Origin of the sequence: Chryseobacterium panacisoli (assembly GCF_008274625.1) — a bacterium.
In the GTDB taxonomy this organism is placed as follows: Bacteria; Bacteroidota; Bacteroidia; order Flavobacteriales; family Weeksellaceae; genus Chryseobacterium; species Chryseobacterium panacisoli.
The window spans coordinates 332,363-351,435 of record NZ_VTRU01000001.1 but is presented as its reverse complement, the minus strand read 5'-3'; the positions used below and the strand labels follow the sequence as shown (position 1 = coordinate 351,435).

The 19,073-nt window shown below is 37.4% G+C and carries 17 protein-coding genes; 6 read left to right on the top strand and 11 right to left on the bottom strand.

Annotated features, from left to right (window positions below):
* Nucleotides 1–36: 36 nt before the first annotated feature.
* Together FW781_RS01655 and FW781_RS01650 are read right to left on the bottom strand one after the other, a co-directional pair.
* Nucleotides 37–1,239, bottom strand: a complete 1,203-nt coding sequence (locus FW781_RS01655; RefSeq protein ID WP_149385833.1) for a GTP-binding protein — start codon at nt 1,237–1,239, stop codon at nt 37–39.
* A 5-nt stretch (nt 1,240–1,244) separates the two neighbouring features.
* On the bottom strand, nt 1,245–1,583 hold the full coding sequence (locus tag FW781_RS01650) for a MerC domain-containing protein (protein WP_149385832.1): 339 nt from the start codon (nt 1,581–1,583) through the stop codon (nt 1,245–1,247).
* A gap of 86 nt (nt 1,584–1,669) precedes the next feature.
* On the opposite strand from FW781_RS01650, the gene FW781_RS01645 reads away from it, so the two are divergent.
* Nucleotides 1,670–2,059 carry a Fur family transcriptional regulator gene (locus FW781_RS01645; RefSeq protein WP_149385831.1) on the top strand — a complete coding sequence of 130 codons (390 nt, stop codon included), beginning with the start codon at nt 1,670–1,672 and terminating at the stop codon, nt 2,057–2,059.
* Nucleotides 2,060–2,131: 72 nt separating this feature from the next.
* On the opposite strand, the gene FW781_RS01640 is transcribed toward FW781_RS01645, so the two are convergent.
* Both FW781_RS01640 and FW781_RS01635 read right to left on the bottom strand, forming a co-directional pair.
* Complete coding sequence (locus FW781_RS01640; RefSeq protein WP_149385830.1) at nt 2,132–2,617, bottom strand: hypothetical protein; 486 nt, start codon at nt 2,615–2,617, stop codon at nt 2,132–2,134.
* A 377-nt stretch (nt 2,618–2,994) separates the two neighbouring features.
* Nucleotides 2,995–4,203: a hypothetical protein gene (locus tag FW781_RS01635; RefSeq protein ID WP_149385829.1), complete on the bottom strand. Its 1,209-nt coding sequence runs from the start codon at nt 4,201–4,203 to the stop codon at nt 2,995–2,997.
* A 214-nt stretch (nt 4,204–4,417) separates the two neighbouring features.
* On the opposite strand from FW781_RS01635, the gene FW781_RS01630 reads away from it, so the two are divergent.
* Nucleotides 4,418–4,909 carry a hypothetical protein gene (locus FW781_RS01630; RefSeq protein WP_149385828.1) on the top strand — a complete coding sequence of 164 codons (492 nt, stop codon included), beginning with the start codon at nt 4,418–4,420 and terminating at the stop codon, nt 4,907–4,909.
* Nucleotides 4,910–4,966: 57 nt separating this feature from the next.
* On the opposite strand, the gene FW781_RS01625 is transcribed toward FW781_RS01630, so the two are convergent.
* Together FW781_RS01625 and FW781_RS01620 are read right to left on the bottom strand one after the other, a co-directional pair.
* On the bottom strand, nt 4,967–5,194 hold the full coding sequence (locus tag FW781_RS01625; RefSeq protein WP_149385827.1) for a hypothetical protein: 228 nt from the start codon (nt 5,192–5,194) through the stop codon (nt 4,967–4,969).
* A gap of 19 nt (nt 5,195–5,213) precedes the next feature.
* The gene (locus FW781_RS01620) at nt 5,214–5,675 is read right to left on the bottom strand and encodes an NUDIX hydrolase (protein WP_149385826.1); all 462 of its coding nucleotides are present in this window, start codon (nt 5,673–5,675) and stop codon (nt 5,214–5,216) included.
* Nucleotides 5,676–5,935: 260 nt separating this feature from the next.
* On the opposite strand from FW781_RS01620, the gene FW781_RS01615 reads away from it, so the two are divergent.
* From FW781_RS01615 to FW781_RS01600, 4 genes are all read left to right on the top strand, one after another.
* Nucleotides 5,936–6,871 (top strand): NAD-dependent epimerase/dehydratase family protein, encoded by a 936-nt coding sequence (locus FW781_RS01615; RefSeq protein ID WP_149385825.1) that lies wholly within the window; start codon nt 5,936–5,938, stop codon nt 6,869–6,871.
* A 94-nt stretch (nt 6,872–6,965) separates the two neighbouring features.
* Nucleotides 6,966–7,874: a helix-turn-helix domain-containing protein gene (locus tag FW781_RS01610; protein ID WP_149385824.1), complete on the top strand. Its 909-nt coding sequence runs from the start codon at nt 6,966–6,968 to the stop codon at nt 7,872–7,874.
* A gap of 7 nt (nt 7,875–7,881) precedes the next feature.
* On the top strand, nt 7,882–8,571 hold the full coding sequence (locus FW781_RS01605; RefSeq protein WP_149385823.1) for a type 1 glutamine amidotransferase domain-containing protein: 690 nt from the start codon (nt 7,882–7,884) through the stop codon (nt 8,569–8,571).
* A gap of 573 nt (nt 8,572–9,144) precedes the next feature.
* The gene (locus FW781_RS01600) at nt 9,145–9,639 is read left to right on the top strand and encodes a DoxX family protein (RefSeq protein ID WP_149385822.1); all 495 of its coding nucleotides are present in this window, start codon (nt 9,145–9,147) and stop codon (nt 9,637–9,639) included.
* 438 nt (nt 9,640–10,077) lie between these two features.
* On the opposite strand, the gene FW781_RS01595 is transcribed toward FW781_RS01600, so the two are convergent.
* From FW781_RS01595 to cobA, 5 genes are all read right to left on the bottom strand, one after another.
* Nucleotides 10,078–11,595: a TSUP family transporter gene (locus FW781_RS01595; protein WP_149385821.1), complete on the bottom strand. Its 1,518-nt coding sequence runs from the start codon at nt 11,593–11,595 to the stop codon at nt 10,078–10,080.
* 5 nt (nt 11,596–11,600) lie between these two features.
* Nucleotides 11,601–14,477, bottom strand: a complete 2,877-nt coding sequence (locus tag FW781_RS01590; protein WP_149385820.1) for a TonB-dependent receptor — start codon at nt 14,475–14,477, stop codon at nt 11,601–11,603.
* A 316-nt stretch (nt 14,478–14,793) separates the two neighbouring features.
* Nucleotides 14,794–16,473 (bottom strand): NADPH-dependent assimilatory sulfite reductase hemoprotein subunit, encoded by a 1,680-nt coding sequence (locus FW781_RS01585; RefSeq protein WP_394349703.1) that lies wholly within the window; start codon nt 16,471–16,473, stop codon nt 14,794–14,796.
* A gap of 39 nt (nt 16,474–16,512) precedes the next feature.
* Entirely contained in the window at nt 16,513–18,225 is a 1,713-nt protein-coding gene (locus FW781_RS01580; protein ID WP_149385819.1) for a diflavin oxidoreductase, read from the bottom strand.
* Nucleotides 18,215–19,060 (bottom strand): uroporphyrinogen-III C-methyltransferase, encoded by an 846-nt coding sequence (cobA, locus tag FW781_RS01575; protein ID WP_149385818.1) that lies wholly within the window; start codon nt 19,058–19,060, stop codon nt 18,215–18,217. Before cobA ends, FW781_RS01580 begins: the two co-directional genes overlap by 11 nt.
* Nucleotides 19,061–19,073 lie beyond the last annotated feature (13 nt).

Sequence of the window (19,073 nt, the reverse complement as noted above, 5' to 3'; positions counted from 1 at the left end):
TTATCGAAATTAAGTTGCATTAATTAAAAGTTAATTTTAAATATTGATAGGAAAAGGATCTTCAAAAGGCTTTTTTTGGTCAAGCAATTCTTTTTCCTGTTCATTAATAAGACAATACTGCAGGTCTGATACCATTTGATCTTTATCCAGATTCTGTCCGATAAATACAAGCTCATTGATTCTGTCACCCCAGTTTTTATCCCATCTGCTTTCTATGAATTTCTGATTTTCTGTAAATGAAGAATACTGTACCCTTTGATTCATGGGCATACTGCCCCACCATACCCCAGCCTTTTCAAGACGGAAAGAGCCTCCTGCTTGAGAAAAATTCAAAGCATCACCTGGCCTTGAGGCCAGCCAGAACAATCCTTTTGCCCTTATTGCTCCTTCAGGATAATGATGATTCAAATAGTTCCAGAGTCTTACAGGATGAAAAGGTTTTCTATCTCTGAAAACCAGTGAGCTGATTCCGTATTCTTCTGTTTCCGGAGTATGATGTCCGGATTGTAATTCTTTCTGCCAGCCAGCTGAAGATTGTGCTTTATCAAAGTCAAAAAGCTGGGTATTCAAAACCTGCTGGGGTTCAACTTTACCAAACTCGGAATGTAGAATAACAGCATCAGGGTTCAGTTTTTTAATGGCAGCTTTTAAAAATCCAAGTGTTTCGGAGTTGATAAGATCTATTTTGTTTAAAATAATCACATTGGCAAATTCAATCTGGTCGGTAAGAAGATTAACAATGGTTCTGTAATCTCCTTCCATATCGGTAAGGTCGCGATCTATCAATAATTCGCTGGACCCGAAATCTTTCATAAAATTGAAACAATCCACGACTGTTACCATTGTATCTACATAGCTGAAACGGGAAAGGTCTATTCCACTTTCTTCATCAATGTAGGTAAAGGTTTGGGCAACGGGAATGGGCTCACTGATTCCTGTACTCTCTATCAATAGGTAATCAAAACGATTTTCTTGAGCAAGACGTTCTACTTCTACCATCAGATCTTCGCGGAGTGTACAGCAAATGCATCCATTGCTCATTTCTACCAACTTTTCTTCCGTTCTTGAAAGGGTATTCTGATTTTCAACAAGACGGGCGTCAATATTGATTTCACTCATATCATTCACAATGACAGCTACTTTTAAGCCTTGCTTATTATGCAGGATATGATTGAGCAATGTGGTTTTCCCAGCTCCCAAAAAGCCACTGAGTACCGTTACAGGAAGTTTCTTCGTCATATTTTTTAATGTTTATGATTTTTAAAATTGATGATATGGCCTGTAATTAAACCTGCTGTTCCTACGTAGATCAGAGGAATATGTACTTCAAATATGAGATCTGTGAGTACAGAAATAAAGATGAGAGAAACGGATATCCAGAATAAAAGTTTCAGCCAGCGGTTGTTTATCTTTTTGGTTACTCTGAACACGATAATGGTACCAATACAAAGGAAACCTAAATCAATATAGGGATTATGTGATATTCCCAAAGGAACAATCAGTAATAATGGAAAGACAATACAATGAATCAGGCATAAAACAGCGGCGGAGATTCCTACAGCATCAAGAATTTTTGACTTCATATGAGTATGGATTAATTTTCTTATCGTAACTTTGTTGCAAAAGTATAGATAAAAAACCAAATAAAGCAACTTTGTTGCATTAAAATATGAAGCAAGTCAGAAATACACATGCTAAAACTGAAATTTTAAGTCTTATCAATGGCTCTGATATAGCCCTTACCCATTCTGATATTCAGAAAAAATTGGGTGATCTATGCAACAGAGTTACCATTTACAGGGTGTTGGAAAGACTTGAAAATGAAGGTGCTATACACAAGATCGTTAATATAGACGGTGTGGTGAATTTTGCAAAGTGCAGTGGTAAATGTACTCATGAGCAGCATTTTCACAATCATGTTCATTTTAACTGTAAAGAATGTCATTCTGTAACATGTATTGAAAACGCGATTCCGGAAATCAGTTTGCCTGAACATTTTATAGCACAGGAATTTAATTTTATTATCAGCGGGATCTGTCCGAAATGTGCTGATGCCTAGATGATCTATAATAAGCAGGCAGATTCGCTAATTTGCAAATCTGCCTGTATTTTTATCACAATGAAATCTCTGCTATAAAGAAGAGATATAAACTTCTATTTTGGTACCATCATAGTTGAAAGTGCCGTCAGAATTTCTTTTACCTAGTACCCATTTCATATCTACAGGCACAGACCATGCAGAACCTAATGAAAATCCGTTAACGGATCTTATTTCATTTCCTTTTCCTGTTGTTACTGCTGAATGGAACCAGCTTTTATCAATAAGCCTGTAGAAACCAATGGCTTTTCCAGCGGGAATAGGTGTATATCCGTCCCACTTTTCTCCTGAAGGATAGTTAAAAACGGTTAACCACTTTTGTCCGGCTGATTCTGCCAGCTGAGCAGGGCTTATGGAGGCGCCACGCATATATAAAGCATAGGCTACCACATCATGACATACTCCACTGTTGTATTTCGAAATATTCTCTGCTCCTGAGAGAATAGCATGCGCAACGGGCGCTCTTTCGGATAGGGATAGCTGAGCCTTCCTGGCTCCTTCCGGTGTAATAAATGACATATAATATTTTGTTTGGTAGTGTAAAGATACAGCTTTAAAATTTAATCACTGTTGTTGGAAAATAGATGTACTTCTTGATGAATAGAGAACCTTTCTTTAGGTTTTTGTTAAAGCCTTGTTGTTTTGCATAATAAAGTAAGCGGGCTAAAGCCCACCTCTATTGATACACAACCTCATTTCATATTATTCAAATATTTAATTAATAATGTTTGACAACTGTAAATATTCAATAGGAACGGGCTTTAGCCCGTTTTTATAATTAAATAAAAAATCCAATGGCTTTAGCCAAAACTTAATATCATTATTTATATAGGCATTATCAGTAAAAATTGGACTTTTACGATAATCTCTTTTCTTATTGTATGAATAAAAACAAGCTAGCAATAGTACATACACTCATAGCTGAAAAGCCTTCCATCTTTAAAAGTAAAAATAAGGAGTCCTGCATCTCCATTCTGAATATGATATTCATGAGGAGAAGTAATCCAGCGTGCAGAGAGTAGATCACCAAAACGGGTTACAAAATTTCTTTCATCATAATTGGAATCCATATGCTCATTTCCTAAGACTACAGTTTCACCACTGGTAAAAGACATTTTGTAGATACTTCCGGTAACTTTTCCTTTATATTCTTCAAAAGCAACAATGATATTGGGTGATCTGTAAAAATATTGAGGTTCCCAGCCGCATTCCGGCATATTGGGGATCTCTTTAACTTTCTGTATGTTTAGCTGTTTCATCTGGGTATCTGTAATTTTTCCGTCAAAAAGGGAGTTTCCTTTCCATAGGAAATGCATATTTAAGGCTTTCAATTTCTTTTCATAAGCCTGTGTACCTGGCTTTTTCGCGAATTGATCTGCCAGAAGAAGTTCAAAGTCGATATCTATCTTTAGATTTTCTATACCGGTGTTAGATTCTTTCCAATATTGTAAGGCTTGTTTAAGGTTTTTATCTTCAATCCATGCGATTTCGCGCAGTCTTCCAACCTGCGCCAGTTCTTTTTCCTTGTCTTTACCCTTTGCTGCCAGATAGTCTTTCAGAACTTTTTCGTAGGTAAGTTCAGTACCCAGATATTTCATTTGGATGTATTCGGGATTTTCGTGGAAATGATCTCCAATATATACCCAGCCATCCTGATATAAAGGGACATAATCAATACAGGCCATTTCATTTAAAGCTGCTTTCCTTACCGGGATACTTTCTGTTGTAGGAGCTTTTCTTACGCGCAATTCCGATACCTGCACATAATAATGCGGACACTGATATCCTTGTGTTCCTCTATAGAAATATTGAGCCGGTTCACCCGCAGATTTCTTTCCACGCATGGATTTTTGCAAAGGCTGGCGGTTTATAAAACCAATATCACCGTTGCTTACCTGTACTTTGTATTGTGTTCGCGTAGAATCCAGAAGATAAATTGGAGCTTCGGTAGAAAATATCCCCAGAAGGTCCTTATTATTTCCCTGATCTCGGTAGAGATGTCCCCATTCGGATGTATAAACGGGGTGTTGGCCGGGGCTCTGAGCCATAATATTGTAAAAGCAACAATGAATGATGCTGGCTCCTAAAAGTATTTTTTTCAGCATATAATAATTTGTAAAAGGCAAAAATCCTTAGTTTTTTCAAGTGAATTGGTTACTGCTATAGAATTATTTCCTTCAAAAATACTGAAAAATGAAGGGTTGTCCTATTCTTATTGTTATTCAGAATCGGTATAAATTCCATCCTATTCACTTACTTCCATTGGGTAGAGTAAATAAAAATACTATTTTTATCGGCCAAAAAAAGTAAAGACTAATTATGCCGACTGATGCTTCTCATAAGCTGATTCCGATGACCACTTTCGTGCTGGAGTATTATTCTCACGAAGGATATGCAGATCTTCAGATTTTGAATCTGATGAATAATTATGCCAATTTTTTAAAGAAGCGCCTGACTCTTGGAATGTTTGTTCCTTTAGATCGTGAAGGAAATATTCTGAAAGAACCTAAAAATTATGACTCATGGAAATCCCTTGACCATAATGACGGAAAAAGAACTGATATTACAGGTTTTGAAGAATACGCTGAATATCAGAAGGCAGAGCAGAACTGTATGTTTGAAGGTTTTAAAGTAGACTATAACGGATACTCAAAAGTGAGAATCATTGCTTCATATGATGCTTCTATTGAATTATCTTTTAATAAAAATGACCTGGTTCCTTCAGGATATAATGATGTAGAATCACTTACCGTTTTTGATGATATATTTTTAACATCCAGTGCATTAAAAGCGATCGGAATAAAGAGGTGAAATTTTAATATATACAAAACGTTTATCAGACTGATAAACGTTTTTTGTTTTGATATTTTATCTTACACATTCTCCTGAATGGCAGTGATAGCCTGAAGGACAGAGCCCGTTGATACACGGACCTGCTGCATTAGGATAGCATTTTTCATCTGCGCGGCAATGAGAATGAGGAGGACAAAGGGAAAGCAGATTTCCAAGACAGATGCCTACAGGAAGCGGGAGGTTCAGCTCTATACCGATTTCTCCAACAATGTTTTTTAATGTTTTTCTGTTTAATTTTTTCATGGTTTTGTTGTATTAAGTGTTATTGGTTTTTTACTATATTTTCAAGTTCTGTTATGAAATCTTTTTGTGCTGTATTGATCCGTTGTTGTGCTTCTTCTGAAGCAAACCATTCCCATTGGTCTATTTCGGGAATTTCTACTATTTTGCCGGATTTGGGTGGCCACTCCATAGAGAAGGTATTGCTGTAAAGTTCTGAAGTTTCAATATGTCCCTCCAATGCCCAGGCATAAACTGTTTTTCCTCCTTTTTGCTTAATGGGCGACAATTCAATAAAGCTCCCTTCCAATGTTTTCCCTGTTTCTTCTTTAAATTCTGTTAATGCACGTTCCAATGGATTTTCATCTGGAAGCAGCTCTCCTTTTGGAATAGACCATGCCTCCAGGTCTTTATTTTTCCAGAAAGGCCCGCCAGGATGAACCAGAAAGTAAGATAGACTGTCTTTTTCTTTTTTAAAGAGCAAAATCCCGGCACTTGCTTTCATAGACTTAAAGGTTTGATTATTAAAGATATAAAAAATATATTAATTGAGCTGGAAAGAAAAGCCTTAAGAAGGCTGAAGTAAAACCTATCTTAATCATTTTATCATTGATCTCTTTTTAAACTCAGAGATTATGTTACAACTTTCCCGGATTCAGCTACTCTGTTTTTATGATTATGCCCGAATTTTGCATCAGAAATAAAAGCAATTGAAAGTATATTGTTTATTTTCAATGCAATATATAACCCTCAAAATTAGAAATGATGCAAACCATATTAGGAGCCAATGGACAGATTGGTGAAGAACTGGCAAGAGAACTGAAAAAAAAATACACTTCAGATATCCGTATTGTCAGCAGAAATGCTAAAAAAGTAAATGATACTGATACTGTTTTCTCTGCAGATTTATCAGACAGGAAAAAAGCAATAGAAGCAGTGAAAGGAAGCGAAATTGCTTATTTCACACTTGGGCTTCCCATGGATACAGATCTGTGGGAAAAACAGTTTTTGACAATATTGAAAAATGTAATTGAAGCCTGTAAAATCAACAAAACGAAGCTTGTATTTTTTGATAATACCTATATGTACCCTCAAAACAATGAAGTTTTAACGGAACAGGCCCGGTTCGCTCCTGTGGGCAGAAAAGGAATTGTAAGAAAAAAAATGGCAGACATGCTTTTAAAAGAAATGGAAGCCGGAACAATAGAAGCCGTCATCTGCAGAGCCCCTGAATTTTATGGTCCCGGGAAAACTCAAAGTATTACCAATAGTCTTATTTTTAATGCCATTAAAGAAGATAAAAAACTGAAAGTTCCTTTAAGAGATGATAAGTTACGAAGCCTGATCTGGACACCTGATGCAAGCCAAGCTACCGCTTTAATTGGCAATACTCCTGATGCTTATGGACAAACCTGGCATTTGCCGGTAGACGATAATAAATTAAGCTATAAAGAGTTCATTGCATTGGTCTCTCAGATCTATGGAAAAGAATTCAGATATTCTGTAATTCCGAACCTGGTTTTTAAAATAGGGTCTTTATTTAACAAAAATGCAAAAGAATTGCTGGAGCTTCTTCCAAGATATAAATATGATAATCTCTTTGATGATTCAAAGTTCAGAAAAAGATTCCCGGAATTTCAGGTAACTACTTACAGACAGGGAATTGAACAGATCAAAAAAGAACAGTTAGCGTCAAAATAGTTTCCTTAAAATAAGTAACTTAGAACAACCAATACTGCAACCGGAGGGCAATACATTCCCCTCTTCTGGCAGGGTGGTTAAATAAAGAAATAAAATGAAAACTCCTGAAAAAGTAACCTCTATCACAGCATTACACAACTATCTGAAACTGAAAAGGCCTTCCAACCCTTTGATCAGTGTGTTTGATTTTAATGATGTGAATATAGATCCGGAAACTATTCTGAGTGCCGTGATTACAGATTTCTATGTGGTTTCCATTAAAAAGGATTGTGCAGGAAGATGTAAATATGGACAGCATTATTATGACTTTGAGGATGGAATCATGTATTTTATTGCTCCCCATCAGGTATTGCAGTTTGAAGATATTCTGCTTTCTGAAGTGAGAGGAAATGTACTGGTTATACATCCTGATTTTCTGCAGGGATATCCATTAGCCTCTGTAATAAAAGATTATGGCTACTTCTCTTATACGGCCAATGAAGCACTGTATCTTTCCGAAAAAGAAGAAAAATCTGTAACGGATATCATAGATAATATCAGCAGAGAGATAGAAGCCAATATGGATGGTTTTACCCAGGATTTATTGATATCCAATATTGATTTGCTGTTAAAATACTGTGACAGATTCTACAACCGCCAGTTTTTAACCCGCAAAAAAGTAAATCATGATCTTTTGACTCAGCTTGAAAATTTACTGAATGATTATTTCAAAAATGAAAAACTGCTGATCAATGGGATTCCTACCGTACAATTTGTGGCAGGACAGATGAATATAAGTCCCAATTATCTAAGTGACATGCTAAGGGTTCATACAGGACAGACAACGCAGCAGCATATTCAGAACAGAGTGATTGAAAAGGCAAAAGAGCTGTTGTCTACCACAACCATGTCCGTGTCTGAGATTGCTTATAATCTGGGATTTGAGCATCCACAGTCTTTTCATCGTTTGTTTAAGAATCAGACCGCTGTTTCCCCTTTAGAATTCAGAAAATCTTTTAATTAATAGTGCTATGGTAAAAAATATTTTATTAATTGTAACCAATGTAACCCAATACACCAACAGTCTGCTTAAGACAGGATTGTGGCTGAGTGAACTTACCCATATTTATCATGCCGCAAAAGAAAGAGGATGGCAGATTACCATTGCTTCTCCGCTGGGAGGGTACACTCCCATTGATCCGGAAAGTCTGAAGCCGCTTATGCTTGATGGAATTTCAAAAAGGTATTATGAAAATCCTGCATTTATGGATATTTTGGCTCATACAAAAAGTCTGAATGAAATAGAAAACAACTCTTTCGATTGTGTTTATCTGACAGGCGGGCATGCTACGATGTATGATTTTCCAGATAACTCCACATTACAGACTATTCTCAGGAAGCAATATGAAAGCCATAAAATGGTTGCCGCGATCTGTCATGGAGTCGGAGGATTGTTGAATGTAAGACTATCAGATGGAGAATATATGATCAGAGGAAAATCTGTAACCGGATTCGACTGGTTTGAAGAAACATTAGCAAGAAGAAAAAACGCAGTTCCTTTTAATCTTGAAGCAGCACTTAAAGAACGGGGCGTACATTACAGAAAAGCCTTTATCCCAATGACTTCCAATGTGGTGATTGACGGTAATCTGATCACAGGACAAAATCCGTTTAGTTCCAAAGAAATGGCTAAAGCAGTTGTTCAGGAACTTGAAAAATAATAATCGTTTAAAAGGAAGCTATCAATATTTTATTATATTTGTCTGAATTGTAAGGGATTTATGACAGGAAAAAGTGGAATATTATATTGTATACAGATAGTTAGTATATTTTTAATACTAGTCCATTTTCTGATCCCCAAAACAGAAAACATTGTTTTTTCTGCTATAGAAATTATAAGTAATTCCAGTTCGCAAGAAACGCCTCAGAAAAAATGCAATAAGATTTTTCTTGAAGAAAATAACAAGACTCCGATAAAATGCAATAATAACTATTGTTCTAATTCTTCTCTCTTTTTTACCACATCTTTTCCTTCTTTTGGATTTGAGAAATTTATGGATCCGGAAATAAGCAACAGTTTCTTTTTATATAATGATCCTCCCTATTCATCTTTTTTTAATTCTATTTGGATTCCGCCCAAAATAAAAATGTAATTTTCAGTTATTGGTAAAATAACATTTTTCAGCTATGGAAGAGTTTTTTCCATACACTCTCCTATTATCTAAATCAGAATTACATGATCAACGGCTGCTAATGGCTTTACTATGATGATGTAATCAAACGAATAAAAAATAATGAAAACAATACAATCAAATCTCGAAAAACACACAAATAATATCTATATAATATGCAGAATATTAATTGGATTGTTCTTTTTTGTAGCAGGATTTAACAAACTTTTTCATCCTGTTTTTCAGGGATATATGTTGAATACCATCAGTACTATAGGATTTCCTTTTCCTCAGTTTACGGCCAATTTCACTGCATTTTGTGAATGCATCTTTGGGTTATTTTTAATGTTGGGCTTTTGGACGAGAATCAGCTCTGTATTTTTAATGATCATTATACTTGTCGCTTTATTTACCCATGATCTGGGTACAATTCCTAAGGAACTTATTCCGGTCAAACCCGAAACCGGAGTTTATGAAATGGATCCTTTTACATGGCTTAGCTATTTTCTATACCTGCCTCAAATGTTATATCTCCTGTTTTTGCTTCTGTTTTTGTTTCAGGGCTGCACGGGATTTGGAATTGATACTTTCAGGACAACAAAAATTAGAAATAACTAATTATTATAAACAGCTCTCTTTTGGGAGCTTTTTTTTGTTGGATAATCAAAGGTAATTTAAGTTTTCTTGAAGATTAAGGAGATTGTGCAGGTTTTATATATCTGCAGAATCTGCTAAATCAGCGTGATATAAAAAGTAATGCTGTATTCAATTTTATTGAAGATAAAATCCTTGTTTCTTAATATTAGCTTTTTGATATTATTTTGAGCCCTTGCGTATCTAAAAACGTTCTTGTTTTGTAATAAAGAGAAATAAAAACGCAAAGATTTAATGGTTTCAGATTTTTACTAAAAATGAGTAATGATAATGTCAATAGATTGTATCATTAATTTTCCCCTTTTGCTACCTCAATATAAAGTAAAACATTAAAATCTTTGCGTTAAGTAAATAGACTTCTTCTTTAAATTGTATGTCTGATTCTCACTATCATTGATTTTATCATGAAAAGATTGATTTTGTTATGGTCACAAGGCTCATCAGGATGACCACGATTCCTACCACGACAAACATTTTCTTTGTTGGAAGTTTTGCGGTAAGCATTGCAGAAAACGGTGCCGTAAAAACACCACCTAATAGTAGTCCCAAGACAATATTCCAATGATGAATACCTATTGTAAAGATGAAAGTAATCGCGCTCGTTACAGTCAGTAAAAACTTGGCTACAGTAGAGCTTCCTACTACATAACGGGGAATTCTTCCCTCTTTGATCAGGGTTCCGGTAACCAATGGTCCCCACCCGCCTCCTGCAAAGGAATCAATAAAACCTCCTGCTAATCCTAATAATCTAAGATTGGTTCTTCGTTTGGTTTTTACTGTTCCTGATTTTTTATCTTTAAATGCATTTTTTAAAATATTAATCCCAAGATATAGCGTGTAGCAGGCAATAATAGGTTTTACAATATGAGCATATTTCTCGCCATAATGAGACAGGGTTAATGCTCCAATAACTGAACCTACGATAGCCAGCGGAAACAGTACCCAAACCATTTTTTTATTGACGTTCCCCAACTTATAATGACTGAAACTTCCGGCTGCCGTCGTAAAAGATTCGGCAGAGTGAATGCTTGCGCTCACAACAGGCGGCGGAACATTAAGCAATAAAAGAATTGTGGTACAGATTACTCCATACCCCATTCCCATGGATCCCGCAACAATTTCGGCCATAAAACCGGCAAATAGCATCCAGTAAAAGATATGCCCGTCCTTATTCAGAAAGTACTGAATATCACCCAAAAGGCTGAACTGGTACACCACGAGTCCAAATAGACCGAAAAGAAGTAAAACCCCTATAATGACCAGATAAATATTAGCTTTTCTCTGAGCTGTTTTGGTAATATTGATCAGTTTCTCAATTTCCATATCCGGTTTTGAAGAAACTTTTTTGTCTGACAGATATTCTGTCGTAATTTTATTAAGTTCCTTCACTTTATAATTGAAATCTCCAGTCAATTGATTTCGGATATTTTGCATATTATCCAGAACATGATCCATTTCATCAGGGATGACTTCAGTAAAGGTTTCTCTTAATCTTTTGGCAATTGTAGGAGACTTTCCGTTGGTTGAAATGGCAATTTTAAGGCTTCCTTTTTTGACAATGGAACCTAAATAAAAATCACATAAATCCGGTTTATCTGCTATATTGACCAGTACATTTTTTTCCTGAGCCTTTTCTCTGATTTCTCCGGCCAATACAATATCATTCACCGCAATGATAGCAAGATCCATATCATTAAAATCATAATCATCATAGGGCCTTTCATGCAGTGTTATATTGGAAAACTGACTTTCTAAGGTTCTGATCTCCGGAATAATTTCTTTCGCCACCAGTTTGATGGAAGTTTCCGGTGAATTGCCCAATACAGATTCTAATTTTTCAAGAGCAACCTTGCCACCGCCGATGATCAGCAGTGACAGGTTTTCAAGTTTTAAGAATATGGGATATAAAGAATTGCTCATGCTGATTACAGTTTTAAGTCATAAGTAAAGGCAAGATAATACAGTCCTCCGATTTCAGGACCTGCTGCATACTGGAAATAACGGCGGTTCAGCAAATTGGTAGCTCCGATTTTAATATTCGCACGGATTTCCGGAAGCTTCCATGTTGCCTGAGCATCAATGGTGTAATAAGCCGGAATTGCTCCCGATGCTAAAGGACTTTCCCACATAAAACCGCTCTGCCATCTTGCAACAAGCGTAAACCCTATGTTTTTGATAATTTCTCTGTTTCCTACACTTACATTCACCATCCATTTTGGCGTGTTGAATGCGGTAATGAAGAGATCAGAGGTATTGTTGGAAGCAAGATCATTATAAGAAACATTGGTGTTGATATTATAATTTCCGGTAATATTATAGCGGATACCTAAGGAGGTTCCATAACTTTTGTAGGTGCTGTTGCTGTTGGTATATACTCTGTACCGGTCCTGTTTGCTTCGGTCCAGCATCGCAAGTACGGCTGCATTACTTCCTATCTGGCTGTTTTTAGGGACGGCTACCTCTACCTGCCCCAGGAATCCTTCGTAAATGTTATAATAGAAATCCCAGTCCAATACAAGTTTATTATTGAAAAAAGTAGACTTATACCCTACTTCAAACGAATTGATCTTTTCCGGCTGCAATTTTTGCAGGTTGGCTACCGCTAAAAGCTGTTTGTTATCCTGAGCTGCCTGAGCCTGGGTTTTTCCTGCATCTATGTCGGCATTCACTGCTGAGGTAAATTTATCAATGGAAGCCAAAGTGTAAGAATTTTCCAGATAACCTAATCCGTCATTTACTTTTGAGAGGCCTCCTACTCTTCTTACATTCCCGTTATTGACGAAAGAAAGGGCTTCAAACAACGATGGAAAACGATACCCGTTTTGAAAAGAGGCTCTGAAATTATGCTCTTTAACAGGAGAATAAACAATACTTATTCTAGGGTTTAACTTGGCTTCAAATTCGGGGTTTCTGTCGATACGTAAGGCTGCATTGATTTTTAATTTATCATCAAAGAAAAGCTTGGTAATCTGGGCAAAAGCACCATATTTCTGATAAATAACATCTTTCCCAAAGGTCCCATTGGCTAAAGGAATATTTCTTTCATTCACCGGGCGGTTAAAATCAACAAAATTGTTTCCATCCGGAGTAATGCTGTACAGACGGTAATCTACACCAGCAAGAAGGTTGAATATCTTCACAAACCTGCTGAAATCGTAGGTGAGTTCTCCTTGGTAAAAACGGGATTTCTGTTCAAGTTTAGCTCCTCCTGTTGCCGGAGCTCCTGCTACTCCTCCATTGGCTGAATCCCAGTTGTTGATTCCGATAATGGTGTTTTTCAACTGTTCAAAGGCTGCAGTTCCCGGTACGACTCTGTTTTTATCGGCTTCCTGACGGGCAAGAATAAAGGCATCATTAAGATTGGCTCCTGCATTTAAGTTATTCTGAAGAGAAGTCTGGAATATATTTTTCCAGTTGGTATTGGAAAGATTGGTGAGATCCAGATTGTCTGCCAAAGGTTTAAGGTTATAAGAGTCGCCTGTATTTTCTATAGATACATAAGCTCTGAAGGTCAGTTCTTTTCCTGTCAGCTCTATTTTATGGTTCTGAACAGTAGCATTTTGTAATCGGATTTTATTTCCTCTCTGGAAAGTTCCGTCCAGTAAGCCATAGCGATACACATAAGAAGTTCTCCACTGATCTCCGAAACGATAGTACAGTCCTGCATCAAACTTGATGTTTTTTACATCAGGGCTCACAAGATCTTTTTCCAGATATCCTGTTCTGGAAACATTGAATGTAGTAGGCTTCCCGTTATAATCTACTTTTACAGCCACACGGTTGTTTCTTTCATCACCGTATTTATTCCAAAGGTCTTCGGCCGGATTGTTTGCCAGGGCAAAATTAGGATTGGCAGTAACCAGAGATCCGGGATTCTGATCTGTCAGATTATTTGAGATCCAGTCGGTTCCGCTGAAATAGGATGCATTTACCTTTACGGCAAAGTTTTTATTGATCACTTTTGCAAAGCGGATGGCACTTTCTCCAAGTGAACTTATTTTGTGATTCACATTGTCTACATGATTGACTCCGCCACGGAAATAAAGGCTTATTCCTTCAGAAGTAAAGGGATCTTTTGTCTGTAAACTGGCCAGCCCATTAATTGCGTTCATTCCGTACAGGGCTGAAGCGGCTCCGGGAGTGACCTCCATAGATTGGATATCCAGTTCTGTAGGGCCTATTGCATTTCCCAATGGGACTCCCAGTGTTGCCGATTGTACATCTACACCATCTACCAACTGCATGAAACGGAAATTGTTTGGTGAGTTAAAACCTCTTGAATTAGGGATTTTTAAAGTAAGGCTTGATGTTAAAAGCTGTAACCCTTTTACATTCTCCAACGTTTCATAGAACGAGGCCGCCGGACTTTCCCTGATGGTTTTAATATCAATTTTCTCGATGGCTATCGGAGATCTTAATATTTTTTCCGGAACCCTGGAGGCTGAAATTACAACATCATCAATAATTGTATTCTGAGGATTCAGTCCTATCGTTATTTTGTTGGAAGGAGAAAGGATTTCAACAGTCTGACTGGTAAAACCCTCTTTCTGAATAACGACCCGAAATGGTATCGTTACTCTTGTTCTGATTTTAAAGTTACCTAATTGGTCTGTTAATGCAGTATCCTGTGTGTTTTCGATCTGTACTTTTACAGAATCCAAAGCTTTGTGTGTACCTGTATTTTTAATGCTTCCGCTAAGCTCTATAAGCTGCTGCTGTGCTTCTGCCAGGTTAAAAAATAAAAATGTGAATGCGATAATACCTGCTTTAGGCAGAAAATTTCCCTGCTTTTTGTGTTTCATTTTGCTTCATTTTTTAGGTTGAGAATGAAGCTGTCTGAATTTTTTTAATTAAAACATAAACGTTTTTAAACCATTAAGAGGGTGCAAGATTCTTAAAGTCTTAAAAAATTATTTGATTGTACCCTAATTGTCCTTAGTAACTTTATTTCTTTAATGGATTATTTAAGTGGTGTAAACTATAATGCTCTAATTATTCAAACAGCTTTGATTGTGTTGTCATTTTGAGGATCAACAACACATACACATTCGTCTGCCTAAATGAAGAGGTGGAGTCTTTTTGTTTTTTTTCAGATCATAATGAAAATTGGCCATATAATTAATTTAAGGTATGTAAGTAACGGTATGAAAAATCACCAAATGTTTCTTCTGCAAGTCTTTTCTGTACATAAATTCCGAAAAGCTCATCCAGAGTGGTAAGAATCTCCTCTTCACCAATATTTTCTTTAAATTTTGTATTCAATCGCATTCCCAGGCGGTCTCCTCCGATGTGAAGGTTATATTTTCCATAGGCGGTACCTACAAATCCGATTTCAGCATTAGGAGATCTCCCACAACCATTAGGACATCCGGTCATACGAATGGTAATATCTTCTTCCAGCAGACCATATTTTTCAAGAATAGGTTCTATTTTAGTGACCAGTGAAGGCAGGTAGCGCTGAGCTTCAGCCAAAGCCAGTGAACAGGTATTCAGAGCAACACATGCCACAGAGTTTTTGCGTAATGCGCTGGCTCCGTTGGTATATTCTGAAATTCCGTGTTCTTTTAAGATATTTTCAATGTCAGCTTTATCTTTTTCATCAATATCAGCGAGAATAAGGTTTTGGTTACAGGTAAAACGGAAATTGGCTTTTCCTGTCTGTGCAATTTTTAATAATCCTGATTTTAAAGGATATTCAGGAGTATTAAGGATTCTTCCATGTTCTACAAAAACAGTGTAAAACCATTTTCCTTCATGATTCTGAATCCATCCATAACGGTCTTTTCTCTGTTCAAACTTAAATTCTCTGGCGGGTTCAAAACTAAATCCTGTTCTTTTTTCTACTTCCGCTCTGTACTGTTCAATACCCAGTTTATCAATTGTGTATTTTAATCTTGATAGTTTTCGGTCGCTTCTGTTTCCGAAGTCTCTTTGAACTGTGATGATCTCGTAGACAGCCTTCAATACTTTTTCCTCCGTATCCACAAATCCGAGGATGGATGCAAGCCGGGCATAAGTGGCGTCATTACCGTGAGTGGCTCCCAAGCCTCCTCCTGCAGCAATATTATACCCTACAATTTTATTATTTTCGATAATAGCGATCAATGCAATATCATTGATGAATACATCAACATCATTATTGGGGGGAACGGCTATTCCTATTTTCAGCTTTCTGGGAAGGTATCTGTCTTGATATAACGGGTCTTCTTCTGTTTTTCGGTCTACCAGAAGTTCATCATCAATCCAGATATCGTAATAGGATTTGGTTTTCGGAAGACACATTTCACTGATTTTACCGGCCAGCTCGTAAGCTTCCTGCTGTAAAGGTGATTCTGATGGATTGGCTGTACAGGTCACATTTCTGTTGACATCTCCACACGCTGCAATAGAATCAAGATGCTGCAGATTGAAACTCTGAATGGTAGGTCTTAAATTTGATTTTAAGATACCGTGCAGCTGAATCGTTTGTCGTGTCGTTACTTTAATAGTTCCGGTAGAATGATCTTCAGCCGTTTCATTCAGTCCTACCCATTGTTCCGGAGTTAAAAAGCCACCGGGAAGTCTTAATCTGATCATATAAGAATACAGCCACTCCAGTTTTTTGGAGACACGCTCTTCCCTTCGGTCTCTGTCGTCCTGCTGGTACATTCCATGAAATTTGATCAGAGTCTGATCATCTTCCCTGATGGCTCCGGTAAAATTATCAGCAAGGCTCTCTTTTAAAGATCCTCTGAGCCCGTTACTGCTGGTTTTAATCCTTTCTACCGGTGAAAGGTTTTCTTTATCATTGTTCATCATTATTTTCTTTAATTTTTTTACAAGTACTTCCTATCCCTTTTAATAAACATCTTTGGCGTATCTGCCGCTAAGCTCCATTTCTTCCAGATAAAGGACAGCGTCTTCTCTGCTTCTCTTTCCCTGATTCTGAATGATTGTGAGAAGTGTTTCTTCTACATCACGAGCCATTGGCTCTTTGGCGCCGCAAACGTATAAAGAGGCTCCGCCTTCCAGCCAGTAGAATACTTCCTGAGCTTTCTGTTCCAGCCGGTGCTGAACGTATACTTTCTCAGCTGTATCTCTGGAAAATGCCAGGTCCAGATGGGTCAGACTGCCCGTTTTAAGAAAATCCTGAAGCTCTGCCTGATAAAGGAAATCGGATATAAAATTCCTGTCCCCGAAGAAGAGCCAGTTTCGTCCTTCTGCACCAGTGGCATCACGCTCCCAGAGAAATGATCTGAAAGGAGCAATACCTGTTCCCGGACCAATCATGATGATATCTCTATCAGCTTCCGGAAGTTTAAAATGTCCCGCTTCCTGGATATAAAACTCAACATCTTCTCCTTCTTTGAATTCACTCAGAAAACCACTGCATAATCCGTTATGTTTCTGATGGTCAATAAAGAATTCTGATCTGGCAACCGTAATGTGAATCTCTGTGTCTCCATGAGCTTCCATAGAGGACGAAATTGAATACAGACGAGGTGCCTGAGCGGTTAATATCTGTATGATTTCTTCAAATTCATCTGCATTGTTCACGGGATAAATCCTAAGCAGGTCAAGAAGGCTTAATCTCACTTCAGGAATGGAATGTCCTGTTATTTTTGCATACTGAGCGACTACGGATTTGAGCAAATAGCTGATGTTGAGATGTTTGTATAGCAACTCTTCAACAGTAGCTGTAACCTTCGGTGTTCCTACCTGTTTTTGAGGATCAGTTCCTGTGAGAGTAATGATTTCATGTACTACTTCTTTTGAGTTGAACGGGATTACTCCCAAAGCTGAACCGGGTTGATAAGCAAGAGCTTCATCTGTTTCAATTTCGATATGATAGGTTTCTTTTTCAGAAGTAATATCGTTCAGATTGATGATGGCTGAAACTTTTCCCTGGTATTTTTTTCTGCCTGCAGAAACTTTTGGAGCTGAAATATTTTTAGCACCCTGATCAGTACTTCTATTGACTGCTTCAAATACATGTTCTATCCAATGTGAAGCTTCCTGTTCGTAATCAATATCACATTTCTTTAATGGAATAATGCGCTGTGCTCCTAATATTTCAAAACGTGAATCTACATCTTCCCCAGTCTGGCAGAACAGAGGATAACTGCTGTCTCCCAAAGCCAATACTCCGAATTTAAGCCCATTGAGATTGATTTCATTTTCATGGATATAATCGTAGAATTTTTTGGCAAGAGCGGGTGGTTCACCTTCTCCCTGAGTGCTGATGACTACAAAGAAGAACTCTTCTTTCGCCAGGTCTTTAGGCTTGTATTGGGAAAGATCGGCCAGTTTTACCTGAAGTCCTTTTTTCTTGACTATACCTGCCAGCGCTGTAGCCAGTTTTTTACTGTTCCCGGTTTCTGTTCCGTAAGCCAGTGTTATTTTCTTTACTGCATTTTGAGTGTTATTATTGATTTGCTGTGGAGGCAACACAGCGGTCAATGAGGCTCCTCCGGCAATACCTGCAAGATATCCGCTTGCCCATATCGCTTCATCTCTGGAGAGGTCTCCGGATATTTGTTTTAGTACATTTAATTTAGTTTCAGACAGCATATTCAAAGAAATTTTGAGTTGTAGGGATTAAACTTCCGTTTTCCACTGATTTGAAGTATAGGCCTTCCTGTTCAGCATTTTCAAGCCATGAAAACTCTTCATGAAGATTGACAATCTTACCGACCACCACCAATGAAGGGGATGCAAAGGTTTTGTCTCCGAATTTTTCATTAAAATCATCAAACGATGAAGTGTACACCTTTTGATATGGCGTTGTCGCCTGCTCAATGACTGCAATTTTTTTATCACTTGAAATCCCCAGTTGTTTCAATTTTTCCACAAGAGAGGTAAGGTTTCCTTTTGACATGTAGAAAACAAGAGTATCATTAGTCAAAGCAAACTCTTTCCAGTAGTCTTCACTCACGATCTCTGATTTATAATAGGTCAGAAAACGTACTGATGTGGAGTATCCTCTTGCTGTTAAAGGCATCCCTGCAAACGCTGCCGCTCCCAACGCCGCCGTAATTCCCGGAATGATTTCGTAAGGAATATGATTCTGTTTTAAAGCCTGCAATTCGTCCAGAATATTGGAGAATATAGAAACATCCCCTCCTTTCAGTCTTACAATGGTCTTATTCTGAAGAGCATATTCTACCATCAAGGTATTGATATGTGACTGAGGAGTAGAAGCATTTTTGCTGCATTCTTTCCCTACATAGATGATTTCTGTGTTTTCATTGACGTAGGTTTCCAGGATCTCGGGGCTTACAAGGCGGTCACATAAAATGACGTCTGCTTCTGCGATTGCTTTTACTGCTTTTATAGTGATCAGTTCAGGGTTGCCGGGCCCTGCACCGATAAGGTAAACCTTTGGTGATTTTATATTTGTTTTCATTGAAGTAGGTGTT

What these genes read in the sequence shown, in the direction of transcription:
- FW781_RS01600 (WP_149385822.1), top strand. Translation starts at nt 9,145, where the DNA reads ATGAAAACAATACAATCAAATCTCGAAAAACACACAAATAATATCTAT.
- FW781_RS01650 (WP_149385832.1), bottom strand. Translation starts at nt 1,583, where the DNA reads ATGAAGTCAAAAATTCTTGATGCTGTAGGAATCTCCGCCGCTGTTTTA.
- FW781_RS01590 (WP_149385820.1), bottom strand. Translation starts at nt 14,477, where the DNA reads ATGAAACACAAAAAGCAGGGAAATTTTCTGCCTAAAGCAGGTATTATC.
- FW781_RS01580 (WP_149385819.1), bottom strand. Translation starts at nt 18,225, where the DNA reads ATGCTGTCTGAAACTAAATTAAATGTACTAAAACAAATATCCGGAGAC.
- FW781_RS01585 (WP_394349703.1), bottom strand. Translation starts at nt 16,473, where the DNA reads ATGATGAACAATGATAAAGAAAACCTTTCACCGGTAGAAAGGATTAAA.
- FW781_RS01625 (WP_149385827.1), bottom strand. Translation starts at nt 5,194, where the DNA reads ATGAAAAAATTAAACAGAAAAACATTAAAAAACATTGTTGGAGAAATC.
- FW781_RS01605 (WP_149385823.1), top strand. Translation starts at nt 7,882, where the DNA reads ATGGTAAAAAATATTTTATTAATTGTAACCAATGTAACCCAATACACC.
- FW781_RS01595 (WP_149385821.1), bottom strand. Translation starts at nt 11,595, where the DNA reads ATGAGCAATTCTTTATATCCCATATTCTTAAAACTTGAAAACCTGTCA.
- FW781_RS01620 (WP_149385826.1), bottom strand. Translation starts at nt 5,675, where the DNA reads ATGAAAGCAAGTGCCGGGATTTTGCTCTTTAAAAAAGAAAAAGACAGT.
- FW781_RS01610 (WP_149385824.1), top strand. Translation starts at nt 6,966, where the DNA reads ATGAAAACTCCTGAAAAAGTAACCTCTATCACAGCATTACACAACTAT.
- cobA (WP_149385818.1), bottom strand. Translation starts at nt 19,060, where the DNA reads ATGAAAACAAATATAAAATCACCAAAGGTTTACCTTATCGGTGCAGGG.
- FW781_RS01635 (WP_149385829.1), bottom strand. Translation starts at nt 4,203, where the DNA reads ATGCTGAAAAAAATACTTTTAGGAGCCAGCATCATTCATTGTTGCTTT.
- FW781_RS01630 (WP_149385828.1), top strand. Translation starts at nt 4,418, where the DNA reads ATGCCGACTGATGCTTCTCATAAGCTGATTCCGATGACCACTTTCGTG.
- FW781_RS01615 (WP_149385825.1), top strand. Translation starts at nt 5,936, where the DNA reads ATGCAAACCATATTAGGAGCCAATGGACAGATTGGTGAAGAACTGGCA.
- FW781_RS01645 (WP_149385831.1), top strand. Translation starts at nt 1,670, where the DNA reads ATGAAGCAAGTCAGAAATACACATGCTAAAACTGAAATTTTAAGTCTT.
- FW781_RS01640 (WP_149385830.1), bottom strand. Translation starts at nt 2,617, where the DNA reads ATGTCATTTATTACACCGGAAGGAGCCAGGAAGGCTCAGCTATCCCTA.
- FW781_RS01655 (WP_149385833.1), bottom strand. Translation starts at nt 1,239, where the DNA reads ATGACGAAGAAACTTCCTGTAACGGTACTCAGTGGCTTTTTGGGAGCT.